This window comes from Shewanella sp. SP1S1-7, assembly GCF_031932105.1.
GTDB classification, from domain to species: Bacteria; Pseudomonadota; Gammaproteobacteria; order Enterobacterales; family Shewanellaceae; genus Shewanella; species Shewanella baltica.
On record NZ_JAUOEU010000007.1, the window covers coordinates 75,518 to 91,790 of the forward strand.

At 47.6% G+C, this 16,273-nt stretch carries 14 protein-coding genes; 6 read left to right on the top strand and 8 right to left on the bottom strand.

Annotated features, from left to right (window positions below; genetic code table 11):
- Positions 1-61 precede the first annotated feature (61 nt).
- Both ssb and Q4Q49_RS07870 read right to left on the bottom strand, forming a co-directional pair.
- A complete protein-coding gene (ssb, locus tag Q4Q49_RS07865; RefSeq protein WP_006083192.1) occupies positions 62-766 on the bottom strand; it encodes a single-stranded DNA-binding protein in 705 nt (234 codons plus the stop codon).
- 109 nt (positions 767-875) lie between these two features.
- Positions 876-2,243 carry an MFS transporter gene (locus tag Q4Q49_RS07870; RefSeq protein ID WP_006083193.1) on the bottom strand — a complete coding sequence of 456 codons (1,368 nt, stop codon included), beginning with the start codon at positions 2,241-2,243 and terminating at the stop codon, positions 876-878.
- A 415-nt stretch (positions 2,244-2,658) separates the two neighbouring features.
- Here Q4Q49_RS07870 and uvrA point away from each other — a divergent pair, with 415 nt between their 5' ends.
- The 3 genes from uvrA to Q4Q49_RS07885 all read left to right on the top strand — a co-directional run bounded on the left by uvrA (position 2,659) and on the right by Q4Q49_RS07885 (position 8,986).
- Entirely contained in the window at positions 2,659-5,541 is a 2,883-nt protein-coding gene (gene uvrA / locus Q4Q49_RS07875; protein WP_311999061.1) for an excinuclease ABC subunit UvrA, read from the top strand.
- A gap of 181 nt (positions 5,542-5,722) precedes the next feature.
- A complete protein-coding gene (locus tag Q4Q49_RS07880) occupies positions 5,723-6,892 on the top strand; it encodes a M20/M25/M40 family metallo-hydrolase (protein WP_311999062.1) in 1,170 nt (389 codons plus the stop codon).
- A gap of 195 nt (positions 6,893-7,087) precedes the next feature.
- Positions 7,088-8,986, top strand: a complete 1,899-nt coding sequence (locus Q4Q49_RS07885; protein WP_220591926.1) for a DEAD/DEAH box helicase — start codon at positions 7,088-7,090, stop codon at positions 8,984-8,986.
- Between the two features lie 145 nt (positions 8,987-9,131).
- Here the strand turns inward: Q4Q49_RS07885 and Q4Q49_RS07890 are convergent, their stop codons facing one another.
- Complete coding sequence (locus Q4Q49_RS07890) at positions 9,132-9,656, bottom strand: type II secretion system protein (protein ID WP_106649350.1); 525 nt, start codon at positions 9,654-9,656, stop codon at positions 9,132-9,134.
- Between the two features lie 216 nt (positions 9,657-9,872).
- Here Q4Q49_RS07890 and Q4Q49_RS07895 point away from each other — a divergent pair, with 216 nt between their 5' ends.
- On the top strand, positions 9,873-10,244 hold the full coding sequence (locus Q4Q49_RS07895; protein ID WP_220776946.1) for a DUF6677 family protein: 372 nt from the start codon (positions 9,873-9,875) through the stop codon (positions 10,242-10,244).
- On the opposite strand, the gene Q4Q49_RS07900 is transcribed toward Q4Q49_RS07895, so the two are convergent.
- Together Q4Q49_RS07900 and Q4Q49_RS07905 are read right to left on the bottom strand one after the other, a co-directional pair.
- A complete protein-coding gene (locus Q4Q49_RS07900) occupies positions 10,241-10,855 on the bottom strand; it encodes an HAD family hydrolase (protein WP_259511494.1) in 615 nt (204 codons plus the stop codon). The two genes, Q4Q49_RS07895 and Q4Q49_RS07900, sit on opposite strands and share 4 nt — an antisense overlap.
- Positions 10,856-10,931: 76 nt before the next feature.
- A complete protein-coding gene (locus Q4Q49_RS07905) occupies positions 10,932-11,906 on the bottom strand; it encodes a DMT family transporter (RefSeq protein WP_311999063.1) in 975 nt (324 codons plus the stop codon).
- 316 nt (positions 11,907-12,222) lie between these two features.
- On the opposite strand from Q4Q49_RS07905, the gene Q4Q49_RS07910 reads away from it, so the two are divergent.
- Together Q4Q49_RS07910 and Q4Q49_RS07915 are read left to right on the top strand one after the other, a co-directional pair.
- A complete protein-coding gene (locus Q4Q49_RS07910; RefSeq protein WP_261273587.1) occupies positions 12,223-13,026 on the top strand; it encodes a hydratase in 804 nt (267 codons plus the stop codon).
- Between the two features lie 295 nt (positions 13,027-13,321).
- Positions 13,322-14,434, top strand: a complete 1,113-nt coding sequence (locus Q4Q49_RS07915; protein WP_311999064.1) for an energy transducer TonB — start codon at positions 13,322-13,324, stop codon at positions 14,432-14,434.
- Positions 14,435-14,451: 17 nt separating this feature from the next.
- On the opposite strand, the gene Q4Q49_RS07920 is transcribed toward Q4Q49_RS07915, so the two are convergent.
- The 3 genes from Q4Q49_RS07920 to Q4Q49_RS07930 form a co-directional block, all read right to left on the bottom strand.
- Positions 14,452-14,781 (bottom strand): cysteine-rich CWC family protein, encoded by a 330-nt coding sequence (locus Q4Q49_RS07920; RefSeq protein WP_311999065.1) that lies wholly within the window; start codon positions 14,779-14,781, stop codon positions 14,452-14,454.
- 325 nt (positions 14,782-15,106) lie between these two features.
- A complete protein-coding gene (locus Q4Q49_RS07925; protein WP_115335588.1) occupies positions 15,107-15,514 on the bottom strand; it encodes a hypothetical protein in 408 nt (135 codons plus the stop codon).
- 75 nt (positions 15,515-15,589) lie between these two features.
- Complete coding sequence (locus tag Q4Q49_RS07930) at positions 15,590-15,952, bottom strand: hypothetical protein (RefSeq protein ID WP_115335589.1); 363 nt, start codon at positions 15,950-15,952, stop codon at positions 15,590-15,592.
- Positions 15,953-16,273 lie beyond the last annotated feature (321 nt).

A 16,273-nucleotide genomic window follows, 5' to 3' on the forward strand; every position in this document is an offset into this window, starting at 1 on the left:
CTTTACAAAATGAGATTATGTCGACTTTAGCATCTAAATTGACGCTAGTACTTCATAGCAATTAAAATGGGATATCGTCGTCCCAGCCATCATCCAAATCTGGAGTGAAGTTTTGCTGTGGTTGTGGTGCTGGACGTTGTGCCGGTGCTGCTGGCGCTTGGTAAGCAGGCGCTGGAGCAGCTTGTGGCTTAGGCGCATAACCACCTTGCTGTGGTTGAGCTTGTTGCTGTCCATATTGCTGCTGAGCAGGTGCTGGCGCAGCATATTGTTGCTGAGCTGGCGCTTGGTAAGCAGGTGCAGCTTGAGGGGCTGGCGCATATTGATTTTGCGCTGGTGCCGCTTGTTGTGGTGCAGATTGGTAACCTGCGTTTTGTGGCATGCCGCCGCCCATTGGCGCGCCTTGTGCTTGGCCACCTTGACCACGGCTACCTAGCATTTGCATGCTACCGCTTTGATCGATAACCACTTCAGTGCTGTAACGGTCTTGACCGCTTTGGTCTTTCCACTTACGGGTTTGCAGTTTACCTTCAAGGTAAACCTGTGAACCTTTACGCAGGTATTCACCTGTAATTTCAGCTAATTTGCCGAACAGAACCACACGGTGCCATTCAGTACGCTCTTGCTGTTGACCTTGTTGGTCTTTCCACGATTCGCTGGTCGCAACTGTGATGTTAGCGACTGCATTACCGTTTGGCATATAACGCACTTCTGGATCTTGTCCCAAATTGCCAACCAAAATTACCTTGTTAACACCACGACTGGCCATTGAAATCTCCTGCGATTCTTTAAATAATCTATTAATTCAGTATGTTGTTTATCTGTGTCGCCATAGAGGAAAATCAGCTTCCCCAAATACCACACGGCAGACCCAGATATTATTGAGCAGAGCCTAACACAGCTCGTGCTTCTCTTAAATCGAAATGCTCATCAACCTTTAAGTAAGCCACTTTCTCGTCCAACACGACGATCGCTTCGACGACGCCCATCAGCTGTGATAACTGAGCCGCCATATCCCGCGCTTGTGCCTTGTCTTTGACTTCGGCTTCCAAGGTGTAACTCTTTAACAGCACGGGATTTTCCATGCCCAATGTCAGAAATAACCAGATAGACATTAAGATCACAGCAACAATAAACACCCCGACCGCGCCCACTAATTGGAAGGCGCCACCGCCCAGCATACCACCACAAAAGGCCCCTAAAAACTGGCTAGTGGAATACACGCCCATGGCCGAGCCTTTTTCACCGACGGGGCAAAATTTGGCAATCAAACTGGGCAATGAGGCTTCTAAATAGTTAAAGCCAGTGAAAAACAGCACCACGGCAAAGCTCAACACCCATAAGTTATTAGAGAATAAAGCCATCGCCAGCAGCGCCACTATCATGATCACTAAGGCGATTTGGAACATAGCTTTAGTATTCTTACGTTTAACCCCAATGATGATTAACGGCACCATCAGGAAAAACGCGCCCACAAAAGCGGGGAAATACAGCATCCAGTGTTTTTCTTTCACGAGCCCCGCATCCACCAGATCCAGCGGCAAGGCCACGAATACTGCGGTTAACACTAAATGCAGAATAAAGATCCCCGCATCGAGTCTAAACAGCTGGGGATCGGTCAACATACGCTTGAGTCTGGCAGGCGTGGCTAAGGTGTCGCCCTTAGGCGCGTGGGAAATCGGATTCGGTACTAAAAATTGCACGATCAACATGCCCGTCACAGCGAGAATCGCCGTGAGGAAGAACAGGCCTGATAAGCCCACATGTTGTGCCACAATCGGCCCGACCAATAAGGACAGCGCAAAAGAGCCGCCGATACACATACCAATAATCGCCATGACCTTAGTACGCTGTTCGTCGCGGGTTAAATCCGCTGCCAGCGCCAACACGGCAGCGGCAATCGCACCCATGCCCTGCACTGCTCGACCAAACACCACGCCGTAAATCGAATCAGCATTGGCGGCAATCAAGCTACCAATGGCAAACAGCACCAGACCGATAAGGATAATCGGCTTGCGACCGTATTTGTCAGATAAAATCCCCATAGGGATTTGCAGCACAGCTTGAGTCAGACCGTAGGCGCCGATAGCAATACCGACCCACAGCGGCGAGAAGCCTTCGAGGTGCTGACCATAAAGTGCAAAGACGGGCATGATCATAAACAAGCCCATCATGCGTAAACCAAATACACTGGCTAAAGAAAACGCGACTTTTTTCTCAGTACCCGAAAGTCCGTTGTTACCCATGATTTTGCCCTGGATTGAAGTCTTTTAAGGGGCGCATGTTACCACACCCAAAAGGATTTGCTCAAAAGGAAATAGTGGCCTAAACCACTGCCTGTACAGTTAACTTTTATCCCGATTATCACGGACCTATATTGACCGTGCTCGGGTTAACATGTTTATTTTTCTGCCCTATTTAACGCTCAGGCACAGGGAAACGAGTCTAACATAGTGTTCACATTTGTCCTGTGAGTCAGTACGCAACAACCGCATTAATCTTAGTTAATCCACTCGGTACATAACTGCCACTGTCAGCAAGGTGATTAAAAGCCAGTGCCAACCCTAGGATTGGTGCCGATCACAGAATCAACTAAACTCAGCCGCGGAACTGTGCGATACTTATGCTCATTTTTTTAAGCATATGGCATTAGAGCGATAGATGGATAAGATTGAAATACGCGGCGCACGCACCCACAATCTCAAGAATATCAACCTGACTATCCCAAGGGATAAACTGATTGTCATCACGGGCTTATCGGGATCTGGCAAATCCTCCCTTGCTTTCGATACTTTATATGCCGAGGGCCAGCGACGTTACGTCGAGTCCCTGTCAGCCTATGCTCGCCAATTTTTAAGTTTGATGGAAAAGCCCGATGTGGACCATATTGAAGGCTTAAGCCCAGCGATATCCATAGAGCAAAAATCCACCTCCCATAACCCACGCTCAACCGTGGGCACAATTACCGAAATTTACGATTACCTGCGCTTGATGTTTGCCCGCGTGGGTGAGCCGCGTTGTCCGACACACAATCAACCCTTGGCAGCGCAAACCGTCAGCCAGATGGTCGATAAAGTGTTAGAAATGCCCCAAGACAGCCGCTTGATGCTGCTCGCGCCTGTGGTCAACGCCCGTAAGGGTGAACACGTTAAATTGCTCGAAGGTCTATCGGCGCAGGGTTATATCCGTGCGCGTATCGACGGTGAAGTGTGTGATTTAACCGATCCGCCAACCTTAGACTTACACGTTAAGCACACGATTGAAGTGGTCGTCGACCGTTTTAAAGTGCGCGACGATATCAAGCAACGCTTAGCTGAATCTTTTGAAACCGCACTGGAACTCTCCGGCGGCATCGCGACCGTTGCCACCATGGATGACGATACAGGTACTGGTAAAGCAAAAGGCGAAGAACTGATCTTTTCGGCCAACTTCGCCTGCCCGCACTGCGGATATTCGATGGCGGAATTAGAGCCAAGGATCTTCTCCTTTAACAATCCAGCCGGCGCGTGCCAAACCTGTGATGGTTTAGGGGTACAACAGTTTTTCGATCCTGAGCGCGTGATCAGCAACACTGAGCTTTCACTGGCTGGCGGCGCGATTCGCGGCTGGGATAGACGCAACTTCTACTATTTCCAAATGCTCAGCTCACTCGCCGAACACTATAAGTTCGACGTCGAAGTACCCTATGAGCAGCTCAGCGAAAGAGTCCGCAAAATCGTCCTGTACGGTTCAGGCAAAGATAGCATTGCCTTTAAGTACATCAACGATCGCGGCGATGTGGTGGTACGTAATCACCCCTTCGAAGGCATTCTCAACAACATGGACAGGCGCTATCGCGAAACCGAAAGCAACTCGGTACGTGACGAATTAGCCAAGTTTATCAACACCCAAGCCTGCCAAAGCTGTGGTGGTTCGCGTCTGCGCGAAGAAGCCCGTAACGTATTTTTAGGCGATATCAACCTGCCGCAACTTACCACTTGGTCGATTGGTGAAGCCTTAGATTACTTCGAGAAAGTCGAGTTTAGTGGCCAAAAAGCGCAGATCGCCGAGAAGATTTTAAAAGAAATCCGCGATCGCTTAGGTTTCCTCGTCAACGTGGGCCTCAATTATTTGAGCCTATCACGCTCGGCGGAAACCCTCTCGGGCGGTGAAGCCCAACGAATTCGACTCGCCAGCCAAATTGGTGCCGGACTTGTCGGCGTGATGTATGTGCTCGACGAACCTTCAATTGGACTGCATCAAAGGGATAACGAACGTCTGCTGCAAACCCTGATCCACCTGCGGGATTTGGGCAACACTGTGATTGTGGTTGAGCATGATGAAGATGCGATCCGCATGGCGGATCACGTGATCGACATCGGCCCTGGCGCTGGCGTACACGGCGGCGAAGTGATTTGCGACGGCCCGATTGAGAAAATCATCGCCTGTGAAGAGTCAGTTACCGGACAATATATTTCCGGTAAGCGCTGCATTCATATCGATACGCCACGTATTCCGTTCGACAAAACTCAAGTGATTGAGTTATTTGGTGCACGCGGCAACAACCTGCGCAATGTGGATTTAACCATTCCCATTGGCCTCTTCACTTGTGTGACGGGTGTATCGGGTTCAGGTAAATCAACCTTAATCAACGATACCTTCTTCAAGATCGCCCATAGAATGCTCAACGGTGCGACTGTGGATGAGCCATCACCCTATGATCGTATCGAAGGGATGGAGCTGTGCGACAAAGTGGTCGATATTGACCAAAGCCCGATTGGCCGCACGCCGCGCTCTAACCCTGCCACTTATACTGGCATTTTCACTCCAATTCGCGAGATTTTTGCCGGAACCCAAGAGTCACGAACTCGTGGTTATCAAGTCGGCCGCTTCTCCTTTAACGTAAAAGGTGGCCGCTGCGAGGCTTGCCAAGGCGACGGCTTGATCAAGGTCGAAATGCACTTCCTCCCCGATGTGTATGTACCCTGCGATTCCTGTAAAGGTAAGCGCTATAACCGCGAAACCTTAGAAGTACGCTATAAAGGCAAGAATATTCACGAAGTACTGCAGATGACAGTGGAAGATGCGCGCACTTTCTTCGATGCCGTACCTGCCATTGCCCGTAAGCTGCAAACCTTGATGGATGTGGGTTTATCCTATGTACGCCTCGGGCAAAGCGCGACCACCCTTTCGGGCGGTGAAGCCCAAAGGGTGAAACTTGCTAAAGAGCTGTCTAAGCGTGATACGGGTAAGACCTTGTATATCTTGGATGAACCGACCACAGGTTTACACTTTGCCGATATCCAATTGCTGCTCGATGTCTTGCATCGTCTTAAATCCCACGGCAACACGATTGTGGTGATTGAGCATAATCTGGACGTGATCAAAACGGCGGACTGGATTATCGACTTAGGCCCAGAAGGCGGCGGTGGCGGCGGGATGATTTTAGCCACGGGCACGCCGGAAGACGTCGCCGAGCATCCAACCTCCCATACGGCACGCTTCTTAAAGCCACTGCTGGAACGGGATATTGAAATGGCAAAGGCCAATCAAGCCAAGGCTTGAGTTTTGAGCCCTTGGTCTGAGTAGAATAGAAGCGCAGTCGCATAAGCACTGCGCTTTTTTTAGCTCAGCAATCCAATATGCTTAAGCTATCGCATACATAGAGATCTCATTGAATTAGAATCGGATTTAGGCAAAGATGATATTCATCTTCTGGCGAAGGCTTCAGCGATAAGGAATGTCCATGCGTGATAGCACTCAGTCCCCAGTGACTCACCTTATGTTACCGAGGCAACATCAATCACTTTTAAATAAAAACCTAAGCGACATAAACCTCAGTGACATAAACCTAAGCCCATCGACTCAATTCAACCACAGTCGCATCGGTCAGCTGCTCGCCAAGTTCACGTTCATGCACCTTATAAGAGATCAATTCCAAAGACTTGGCTTATTAGCACTGGCCTGCTTTGTTGCAACGACTCTCACTGGCTGCGCCAGTTCACCCGAAACCTGTGCGCGTACTGAGCTTAAGCTCACTTGGGCCGAACCCTTAGAGTTACAAGCGATTGTTACAAGATTAAGCTCAGATGAATTTGAAGGCCGCAAAACCCAAACTCCAGGCGCAGAAAAAAGTCGTGACTATATAAAGCAGCAATTTCAGGGGCTAGGTTTACAGCCTTGGGGAGCAGACTTTATCGTGCCCTTTGAATATCAAACCTTCTTCACCCAAGAAAATGGCGCCAACGTGGTCGCCACCGCCATGGCGACAGAGCCGACGAATCGATGGCGTATTATCGTCGCCCACTACGATCACTTAGGCATGAGCGGCAGCAAGATTTACCACGGCGCCGATGATAACGCCTCCGGCGTCGCCGCTATGCTGGCGATTGCCAAACATTGGCAGCAGCAATTTGCCCTGCAACCGAATACCTTACCTAAGGTGAATCTGATGTTTGTGGCAACCGATGCCGAAGAACCTGGGCTCTATGGCAGCATAGCCTTGGTTGAACAACTCAAAACCCGCTTGCCAGAGGCGACATTTGAATTAATGATTAACCTCGACATGGTGAGTCACCCCGGCAGGCCCTATGCGATTTACCTCGAAGGCAGTCGAAACTTCACTCAGTTCAATCAATTTAAACCCCTACTGAATCAACAGAACCGACTTTGCATTAAACTCACGCACCCTAAACCCGTTGGTCGAAGCATACAAAGTACCGATTGGCTGCGGGCATCGGATCACTATTCCTTCCACAAAGCCAATATCCCTTGGTTGTATTTTGGTGTGCCGACCCATCCCCAATATCACACACCAGAGGATACCGTCGCGACAATAGACATCACTTTTCTTGCGGCAGTGACAGAGTCAGCATTCGAGTTACTTCAATTAAATGTTGAATATTTAAAGAATTAATGGGAAGTGGCGCGTTTCTTGCTCAGTTTTAGCGAAAAAAATGCAGAAAACAGGTTAAATAGCGTGACTCTGATTGGTAAAGTGGCCGCCATGCTGCTATAATCCGTCGTTCGCGGGAAATCGACACGGGGTTGATTTTCTGTCTGTGAAACTATTAGCGCCATTTCGCGCGCGCATCCACAAGGCTACAACCCAATGTCATCCGATGAAAGAACTTTCCGTGAACTCGGCTTATCCGAGAATTTGTTGCGTGCTCTTGACGAGCTAGGTTATGAAAAACCAACGCCAATCCAATCAGCCAGTATCGACCCACTTATGGCTGGCAAAGATATTTTAGGTCAAGCGCAAACAGGTACAGGTAAAACTGGCGCCTTCGCTTTACCACTACTAAACAAAGTGACCAGCCAAACCACGCCGCAAATTTTAGTATTAGCGCCAACACGTGAGTTAGCGGTTCAGGTTGCTGAAGCGTTCAGCAGCTATGCCAAATTTATGAAGAATTTCCACGTACTGCCAATTTACGGCGGTCAAAGCATGCAACAACAGTTGAATGCCCTGAAACGTGGTCCACAAGTTATCGTGGGTACGCCTGGTCGTGTTATGGACCACATGCGTCGCGGTACTTTGAAACTCGACTCATTAAAAGCACTCGTGCTCGATGAAGCCGATGAAATGTTAAAAATGGGCTTCATCGATGATATCGAATGGATCCTTGAGCACACGCCAAGCGAGCGCCAACTGGCGTTATTCTCTGCCACTATGCCAGAGCAAATTAAGCGTGTTGCAAACCAACACTTACGCAGCCCAGTGCATGTTCGTATTGAATCAAGCCAAACAACGGTTGAGTCAATTGAGCAGCGTTTCGTGCAAGTATCACAGCACAACAAACTCGAAGCTTTAGTACGCGTATTAGAAGTTGAAAACACTGAAGGTGTAATCATATTCGTGCGTACTCGTAACTCATGTGTTGAGTTAGCCGAGAAGTTAGAAGCCCGCGGTTATGCTTCATCACCACTACATGGTGACATGAACCAGCAAGCCCGTGAGCGTGCAGTTGACCAACTGAAACGTGGCAAGTTAGACATACTGATCGCGACTGACGTTGCGGCCCGTGGTCTTGACGTTGAGCGTATCGGTCACGTTGTGAACTACGACATTCCGTATGATGCCGAAGCTTATGTACACCGTATTGGCCGTACTGGCCGTGCTGGCCGTACTGGTATGGCGATCCTGTTTGTGACAAGCCGTGAAATGCGCATGCTGCGCACGATCGAGCGTTCAACTAACAGCCGTATTTCTCCAATGAAAATCCCAAGCCCAGAGACTGTTGCAGAACGTCGTCTATCTCGCTTAGGTGAGCAATTGGCTGAGACGATCAACGGCGATTTAGATTTCATGAAAGAAGCGGTTGCTCAACTATGCCAACAGTTAGAAGTCGATACCGATCTTCTCGCCGCAGCCTTGTTGCATCAAGTACAACAAGAACGCCCGCTTCAATTGCCAGCAATTCAAGAACGTGCCCGTGATGAGCGCAGTGAACGTACTGATCGCGGCAGCGAGCGTAGCGACCGTGGTGGTGAGCGTGGTGAACGCAGAAGTCGCGAACCGCGTCCAATGCCAGCCAGCTTAGGTACAGCTGAAGCGTTGAAAGATAACCCAGATTTGAAAATGTGCCGTTACGTCATCGACGTAGGTCGTGAGAATGGTGTAGGTGTGGGTAACATCGTTGGCGCTATCGCGAACGAAGCTAACATCGACAGCCGTTACATTGGCGCAATCCAACTTTACGATGCAGTGACCACTGTTGACCTGCCAGACGGCATGCCAAAAGACGTGTTACAGCACCTACGTAAAGTACGTGTTTGTGGCAAGCCATTGAACATCCGTGAAGCTGGCGATCAAGTATTTGTTGATTCAGGCCGTAGCGCGCGTTCAGACCGTCCTGCTGGTGACCGTAAACCACGTGGTGACCGCCCAGCGGGTGATCGTAAGCCTCGCGCAGCATCTACGGGTGACAAGCCATTTGCTGACCGCAAACCTCGTGCAGACAAACCTGCCGGTGAGCGTAAGCCACGTAAACCACGTGAAGATTAATCTAGCTTAAGCTAGAGACTAAAAAAGGAGCCTAGGCTCCTTTTTTGTTGGCTTGAAATCAGTAATCTGTCTCTAACAAAGAGAGCCTACGACCATTCACAACATGAATACAGGCCTCAGATAACGAATTTGCTAACAGCTAAAACTAGCATCCATCGGTCTCGAATAAAAACGAATGTCCAGTTGAGGTATGGTGATATTCGGCATAGCACTGGCCAGCAGTTAAATCTCCCGTTCCATAACCTAATCGCGAATAGTCATTATCTTCAAATGCTTGTATATCACCGTAATCAGCCTGCCTTCTGGTATTATTTTTAGTCTGTTGTTTAGGCACGCCTAAATCCATAAAAGTCTCTAAGAAATACAAATTAGGTGACGTTGATTCACTCTTAGTTTCAGGAAAGCCTGCATAGAATTGATAATCACCGTATTGGGTCGCGATAGTAACATCGTCGCCAGTGGTGTTAACGATTTGCGCTTTCATATGCAGCATCTTGGTCATATCTTGCATCTGCCCCAAGTACCCTTTGACGGCATTCACTTTGGCATCTCTTTGCAAGTTCATAAATTTAGGGGCGGCGATAACAGCCAAAATACCTAAAATAATGATCACGACGACCAATTCAATTAAGGTAAACCCTTGAACACGTTTATTTAAAGATATCTGCATTTTATTCCTTTTCCTCCAGAAGCTGCCATGCAAGCAGCGGAAGAATACGCTCAGTGTAGACTGATGTTAATAGATAAACGACGAATAGGCAGCGCAAAGACGCAATTTAAACAAAACAGGCTCCTTAATAAGCAGCCATGGCTCAAGATTGACTATCATGCTTATTCGCTTAACAATGTCACCCAAACGCTAAGCGTTCCCTTTGAGAGTTTCCCCATGAAAAAAGCCCTAACCGCTGGACTATTATCCGCCTTCGTCGCCCCTGGCAGCGGCCATTTTTATCTGCAACATAAACGCAGTGCCTTAGTGTTTTTTGTACTGGCAATACTGAGTCTCGGCCTGTTGCTGCAACAAGTCATGCAAGTGGCGCAGCTTATCTCGCTGGATATTCAAACTGGTGTTTTGCCGCTGGATATGGGTATGATTGCGGCCGAAGTGACGAAACAAACCACGGCAACCATTCGTGATGGTGCAGACAAGCTGATGTACGGATTTATCCTCTGCTGGCTGATTGCCTTATTGGATAGTGTACGCTTAGGGCTAAAGCAAGATAAACAAGATGCAGTCACAGCCCCACACAATGCCTAGTCACCCACTGTCCACGCTTCGATAAAACTATGGTAGCAAGCCACTAGCATGTCGGCCTCGTGGGCATAATCGGGAATAATTTCAGGGCAATATAATGCGCAGCGGCTACCCGCATTACGCGCGGTTTGTAGATCGAATAGATAATCGCCCACATACAGGATATCTGCGGGCGCGAGTTGCCACTGCTGGCAAATAAGGTGAATGCCTTCGGGATGCGGCTTAGGCTGCGCGTCGTAGCGCGTTAACACCAATTCGATATCTATGCCGAGCTTATCGATAGTGATTTGCGCCGCTTCTGGCATATTGCGGGTCAAAATAGCCAAGGGCAGCGACTTAGCCCTTAGGCATTCGATAAGCTCTCGCGCGCCATCGATCCAACTGGCATTGAGTGAACTTTGTCTTTCGTACTCATGGACGATTTCCAGCGCCTGAGCCTGCGCTTCACCCGCGCTCAGACTATCGACATGGGCCAAGATATCCGTACCAGAATGAATCCCCAACTCGCGCCGCAGCCCAGAAAAATCCGGATTAGAATGCGCTAAGGTGCCGTCGAGATCGAAGATGACCCCACGGATATCCTTAAGTTTTAAATCGCTGAGTCTAGTGATCACTGGCCTTTCCCATGGGTAAAAATGTATGTTTCATATGCTAATTAAATACCATTGGGCTAATCAAATACCATGGATATTAGGCAGCCTGCAAACGCTTCGCCTGACGATTGCGATACAGAGGCAGTAATTGTACCACCATCACAGACACAATAATGACGCCAATCCCCAGCAGAGATAATCCATCTAATTCATCGGCATGGAAGACGTCTGGCCACCAGCCAATGCTTACTACCAAAGCAGTGGCACTAAAGCTAAATACTGGCGTTAGGGCCAACATGGCGCTCACCTGTGCCGTCGGCCAGTACTTCATCGACTGCCCAAAACAGCCATAGGCGATCAAGGTATTGGCAGCGCAAAACAGCGCAATCTGCCACTCGAAGCTGTCCATACTGGCAAACTGACTAAAGTCGCTAAAGGGAGCCATTACGAAAATACCTAAGCCATAGATCACTAAAAGCACGTTCGCGGGCGATAAACGATTCAATAATGATTTTTGCAACAAGGCATAGCTAGTCCACGACAACGCCGAGAACTGGATAATCATCACCCCAATCCAAACCTGATGATTATTGGCACCAGATAAATCCAAATACGGATGGAAAAACATCAACATGCCTAAGGCTAGTGTCGCAAAACAACTGAGCTGCACCGCATTCAGCCGTTCCTTAAAAAACAGCACACCACCGAAGGCGAGGAAAAAGGGCGAAGTCTGGAAATTCAGCTGGGCAGCACCCGGCGCGAGATAATCGAGTGAGTAAACAAAAGACACATAATTGAGCATCAAAAACACGCCCGCAAGCACTAGCCGTAACCAGACTTTGGCATCGAGCGCCGCAAATTGCTTAAGGCTACCCGCGCTCCATTGGATCAGTATGCTGACCACAAGCGCGACTAAAAAACGAAACCACGTCAGGGTGACAGGATCGATAAAAGCCCCCGAAAGCTTCAAAGCTATGGGTAACATGCCCCAAAATACAATCGCAACTGAGATGAAGAGCAGCCCGAGTTGAGCATGATTATTTGCCTGAGGGGCGTTATGGCTAAGGTTCACGGAGATGTCCAGTAGAGACCGCAAAATGGAGCGTCATTCTGGCATTGAGTCAGCGCAATATCTAGCGGCACATCATGGAAACATTCGCGTTAGATTGGATACTTTAGCTGACACTGATGTGGAGCAAGTTTCAGCATCTTACAATAATTGGAATATTGGCCGCACTCTTGACCCAGCGGCAGCTGATTTACTAGGAAAGCCAACATTGGCATTTCCCGCGATGGCAATAACCGAGTATATTTGGCCGATTAAATGGCTTCTTCACACACTCTCTAGGCCACTTCTTTTTAAGCGAACGCTTTAAATAGGAAAGTTAATGTTATCTACCGCCACGATCGAACAAGTTAAAACGCATATTCATGCCGCAGCAAAGGAACTCGCCGAGCGCCGCGCCGCAGGCACCTGTGGCGATTTACTGCTCCCAGAGCTGAGACCAACCAGCTTCGAACAGGCCTTCGCCATTCAGCAAACCGTGGCAGCAATCTATAAGGCTAACAACAATCCTATCGCGGCGTGGAAATGCCTATTACCCTCGGCGGAAAAAACCGTCGTAGCGCCTATTTATCAAAAGGATGTGTATCAGCAATCGGCCACTTGCCCACTCTATCCATCGACTAAAGGCTTGGCCCGCGTCGAACCCGAACTCGCCTTCGAGATTGCTCGCGATTTACCACCAAGAGCCACACCTTACACAGAGGCTGAAATCGACGCGGCCTTAGGCCACACTCGCTTAGCCTTGGAATTGATCAAAAGCCGCTACCATACGCCCAGTGAAGCGACGCATTTCGATGCCCTCGCCGATGGCTTAGTCAATCAAGGATTATGGTTAGGGCCAGTGCTAAATCCGCTAGCAGGTTTAGAGACCAGCCATTTCGAACTCAGCGTTAACATTCACAATGGCGAAACACTGCAAAAATCCGCCATTCATCCTAATGGTTTCCCTAAAGCGGGACTCTACTGGTTAGTGAACTTTTTATCCGCCCAAGGCATTGGCTTAACTCAAGGGCAATATGTGATCACAGGCTCCTACGCTGGCGTCCTCGATCTGCCATTGGCGCAGGTTTGTGACTTTGAATACGGCGCACTCGGGCAATTTGCCATAACGTTCACAGCTAAGTAATTGCGGCGAGTAAAAGCACTTGCGGCTATTCGAACTCATAACGGCTAGTAAAGCGACAAGGCACTGATAAATAAGCGAACTCGGTTTAAACTGGGCTCGCTTATTTTTAATCTCAGCTCTCAATTATCAACTCTCAACTCTCAACTCTCAACTCTCAATTCTCAGTTATCAGTTATCAGTTATCAGTACTCAGTTATCAGCACTCCCCCAGCATTATTAACAAAAGCCAAACCGACTTGTCCCATAACGCACATCTATGTATCATCTAAATTCATCAATAATAAGGATATATAGAATGTCGCACGGAAAAATGCTGCCAATAGCCTGTCTTCTTGCCCTCACTTTAGGCACATCTCTTAGCGTGCACGCCTCAGAAAATAGCTTTGCCAAAGCCTATAGTGACTATCAAGCCGCCGTAGAAAAAGGCGATGCTGCAAATATTGAAGCGAGCGCAAAAACCGCTTACCAACTCGGCGAAGCTCAATATGCCAAAGACAGTGTCGACTTAGCTAACCTCGCCTTGAATTGGGCCAGCGCGATAGAGAAGCAAGTTGCACCCTACCCATTTACAGAAACGAATCTGCCAAAAACGGCTAAGGCGAATGAGTTGTATCAGCTCGCTCTCGCAAACTATAAAGTTCATTATGGTAAACAAGCGCTTGAGCTTATCGATCCCTTACTGGGCGCTGCGCAAACCGCCGTCGAAGCCAAAGATGCGAAAGAGGATTTTCTTACTGCAATCGCAATTGCGGAAAAATCCGATAAAAAGAAACTGATCGCTGATGTAAAAATGGCAGCCTTTAACCGCTTATCCAATACAGAACTATACACCAAAAGCGTTAGACGCTATGCCTTCGATGCCTATGATATTTATAAAGAAATATTACCAGAGAACGCCATAGACAGAGTCAAAGCAACTTTTACTGTTGGCGCTGTTGAATTTGTGGAAAAACATGATAGTAAAGCCGAACCTTTACTGCTGGAAGTGGTTAAACAATTCGACGCACTCAATTTTAGTCATCCCTATGCCTTGAGTGCCCATGCGTATTTAGTCGAACTGTATGAGCGCCAAGGAAAGCGTGACGAGTCCACCGCCCACTGTATTGCTATCGGCAAAATGCGTCCTTGGGCCGACGCACAGGAACAACAACCTATTTTCCGTACCGTCCCAGACTATCCAATGTCCTATGCGCAGCGAGGTAAAAGTGGCTGGGTTCAGCTTAAATTTACTGTCGATGAGCATGGCTTCGTCAAAAATCCTGAAATTTTAGCTTCTAAGGGTGGTGCTCTCTTCGAGAAAGAAACACTAAAAATGATAGATAAATGGCGTTACGCACCTAAGTTTGAAAATGGTAAAGCCGTTGAGGCACAAACCACTGTGCAACTGGATTACACAATCAGTCGATAACTCATTACTTCAGCCCGTTATTTCACCTCATAACCTAGCCCATCGCTCACACTCGATGGGCTTTTTTCATCCTGCGTTGTAATCTGCCCCTGACTTAAACTCTGCTTGAGTTGGCTTAGACAGGTTTGGCAAATACACGCATCGGCAGACGGTAAAATGGGGCTAATAGCCCCTTGCAGCGAACCTAATGCTTGCGCTTGCAAGGCAGCCAAAGGCGGGAACATCTGCTGCGCACACCAACAGTCCTCAATACCCTTACCTAAAATCACAGCACATTGATTCGCGCCTTTGCACAGGGGGCAAATTTGTGCAGCTTCTAACTTAGGTTGTTCCGATGGCTGAGACACGGTAATCCTTATAGCAAGATAAGTTGTTATAGCGCGGAGATCATAATGGTTTTTCAATAAGCGCGGGATAGATTATTCAATGAAGCAAGGTGCTCATGTCAATTCAGCGTGCAAATTAACACCTCAGTGTTTCTTATCCTTCAATTGGTTATATTCATCAAGTTATCTAACTTAAATGATATTTGGGTGTATTCATTTGGCTCAGAGAGCTGCATTCCTGCGTTAGAGCAAGTGTGTTCACAGATGCATACATGGCGAATGCGTTTTGTCATTAATCCGTAAGCTGAATAAAGGAAGTAAATAGTTAGCTGAATGTTTTAACTTGTTAAATGATATTTTGCTTACACTTATCTTGTTGTTTGATCCTTGGCATTTGTATTTGCAGGCAAATAAATACTGGTCCTAGGGGAATGAAAGCTAACCAAGATTGCATTTGAAAAGCCCAAAAGTAAACAAACCAACATTCAGCGGCAATCAACCCTAGTAGCTTTAACCAACGCGTAAAAAGCAGTAAATCGCCCATTGCAGCTAAAGGTAACCCAAAACAAAGCGCACCTAAGCCATATAGCCAAAGGTTGAAGTTTACCGAAGATTCAATCAGGCCAACATCAATGGCAATGCCAAAAAAAGAAGGAGATAAAACTAACATCATGACAGTTGTAAGAAAGTACTCATTGCGTCTATGTTTTTCTTGAGCTTTATTTTTCTCTGCAAGTCTCTCTAAAGTATCCATGGAATTTAACGCCCAAAGCAGTGGCGAAGCAGTCCTGCCCGCAGAGCGATGGTGCCTTTGCTTGTTAGTTGCTTACTACACATAGCTAAGATTGCCGTCAACGAATCCAACCGCAAAAGCCTTTGCAGATTTTAGCTTGTGAGCGTTTTTTGAGTGGGATTGAAGATACCGCTTCGCCATTGCAAGAATATTCTCCTGAGCTTCTTCCCATGAATTTCCGAAGAGAGCACTAGAAACTGAAATTAATCGGTTTTTAGGAAGCCAGTCTTCGTTGCACGCCCAATCTTCATCTTCAGGGGCGAACTCACTGGAACCAACTATTTCAATAATGAAAGGAGATTCATATATATTGATATTGAAGGCAACAATTTGAGCGGGAATGTCCTCAATCAATTGTCCGTCAATCCAATCAATAAAATCCTTCTCGCTTTGAATCATGCTCGAACCTCCCCATGGCAACTAACAATGTATTACCCACTCTTCTAATAAAACCTAACTCGGAAATGACCGAGTAAATAACTTAATTATGCCAATAAGTTAGCATCATCCTCAGCGGACTATCAATATTTTTCATCCAGAAAAATCGAGACTTTATTTACCGAGAAGCGTTTTAGCGTGGTAAATAGTATTAGGAAAAGTGAAAGAGCAATAAATTCATTTGATTGCATAAAAAAACCAAGCAAAAAACGATACCTTTATAGGCTCGCTTTGAAGGCGGTATCTAAATTACCCATGATACCTGCATGTTTAACAGTGCTT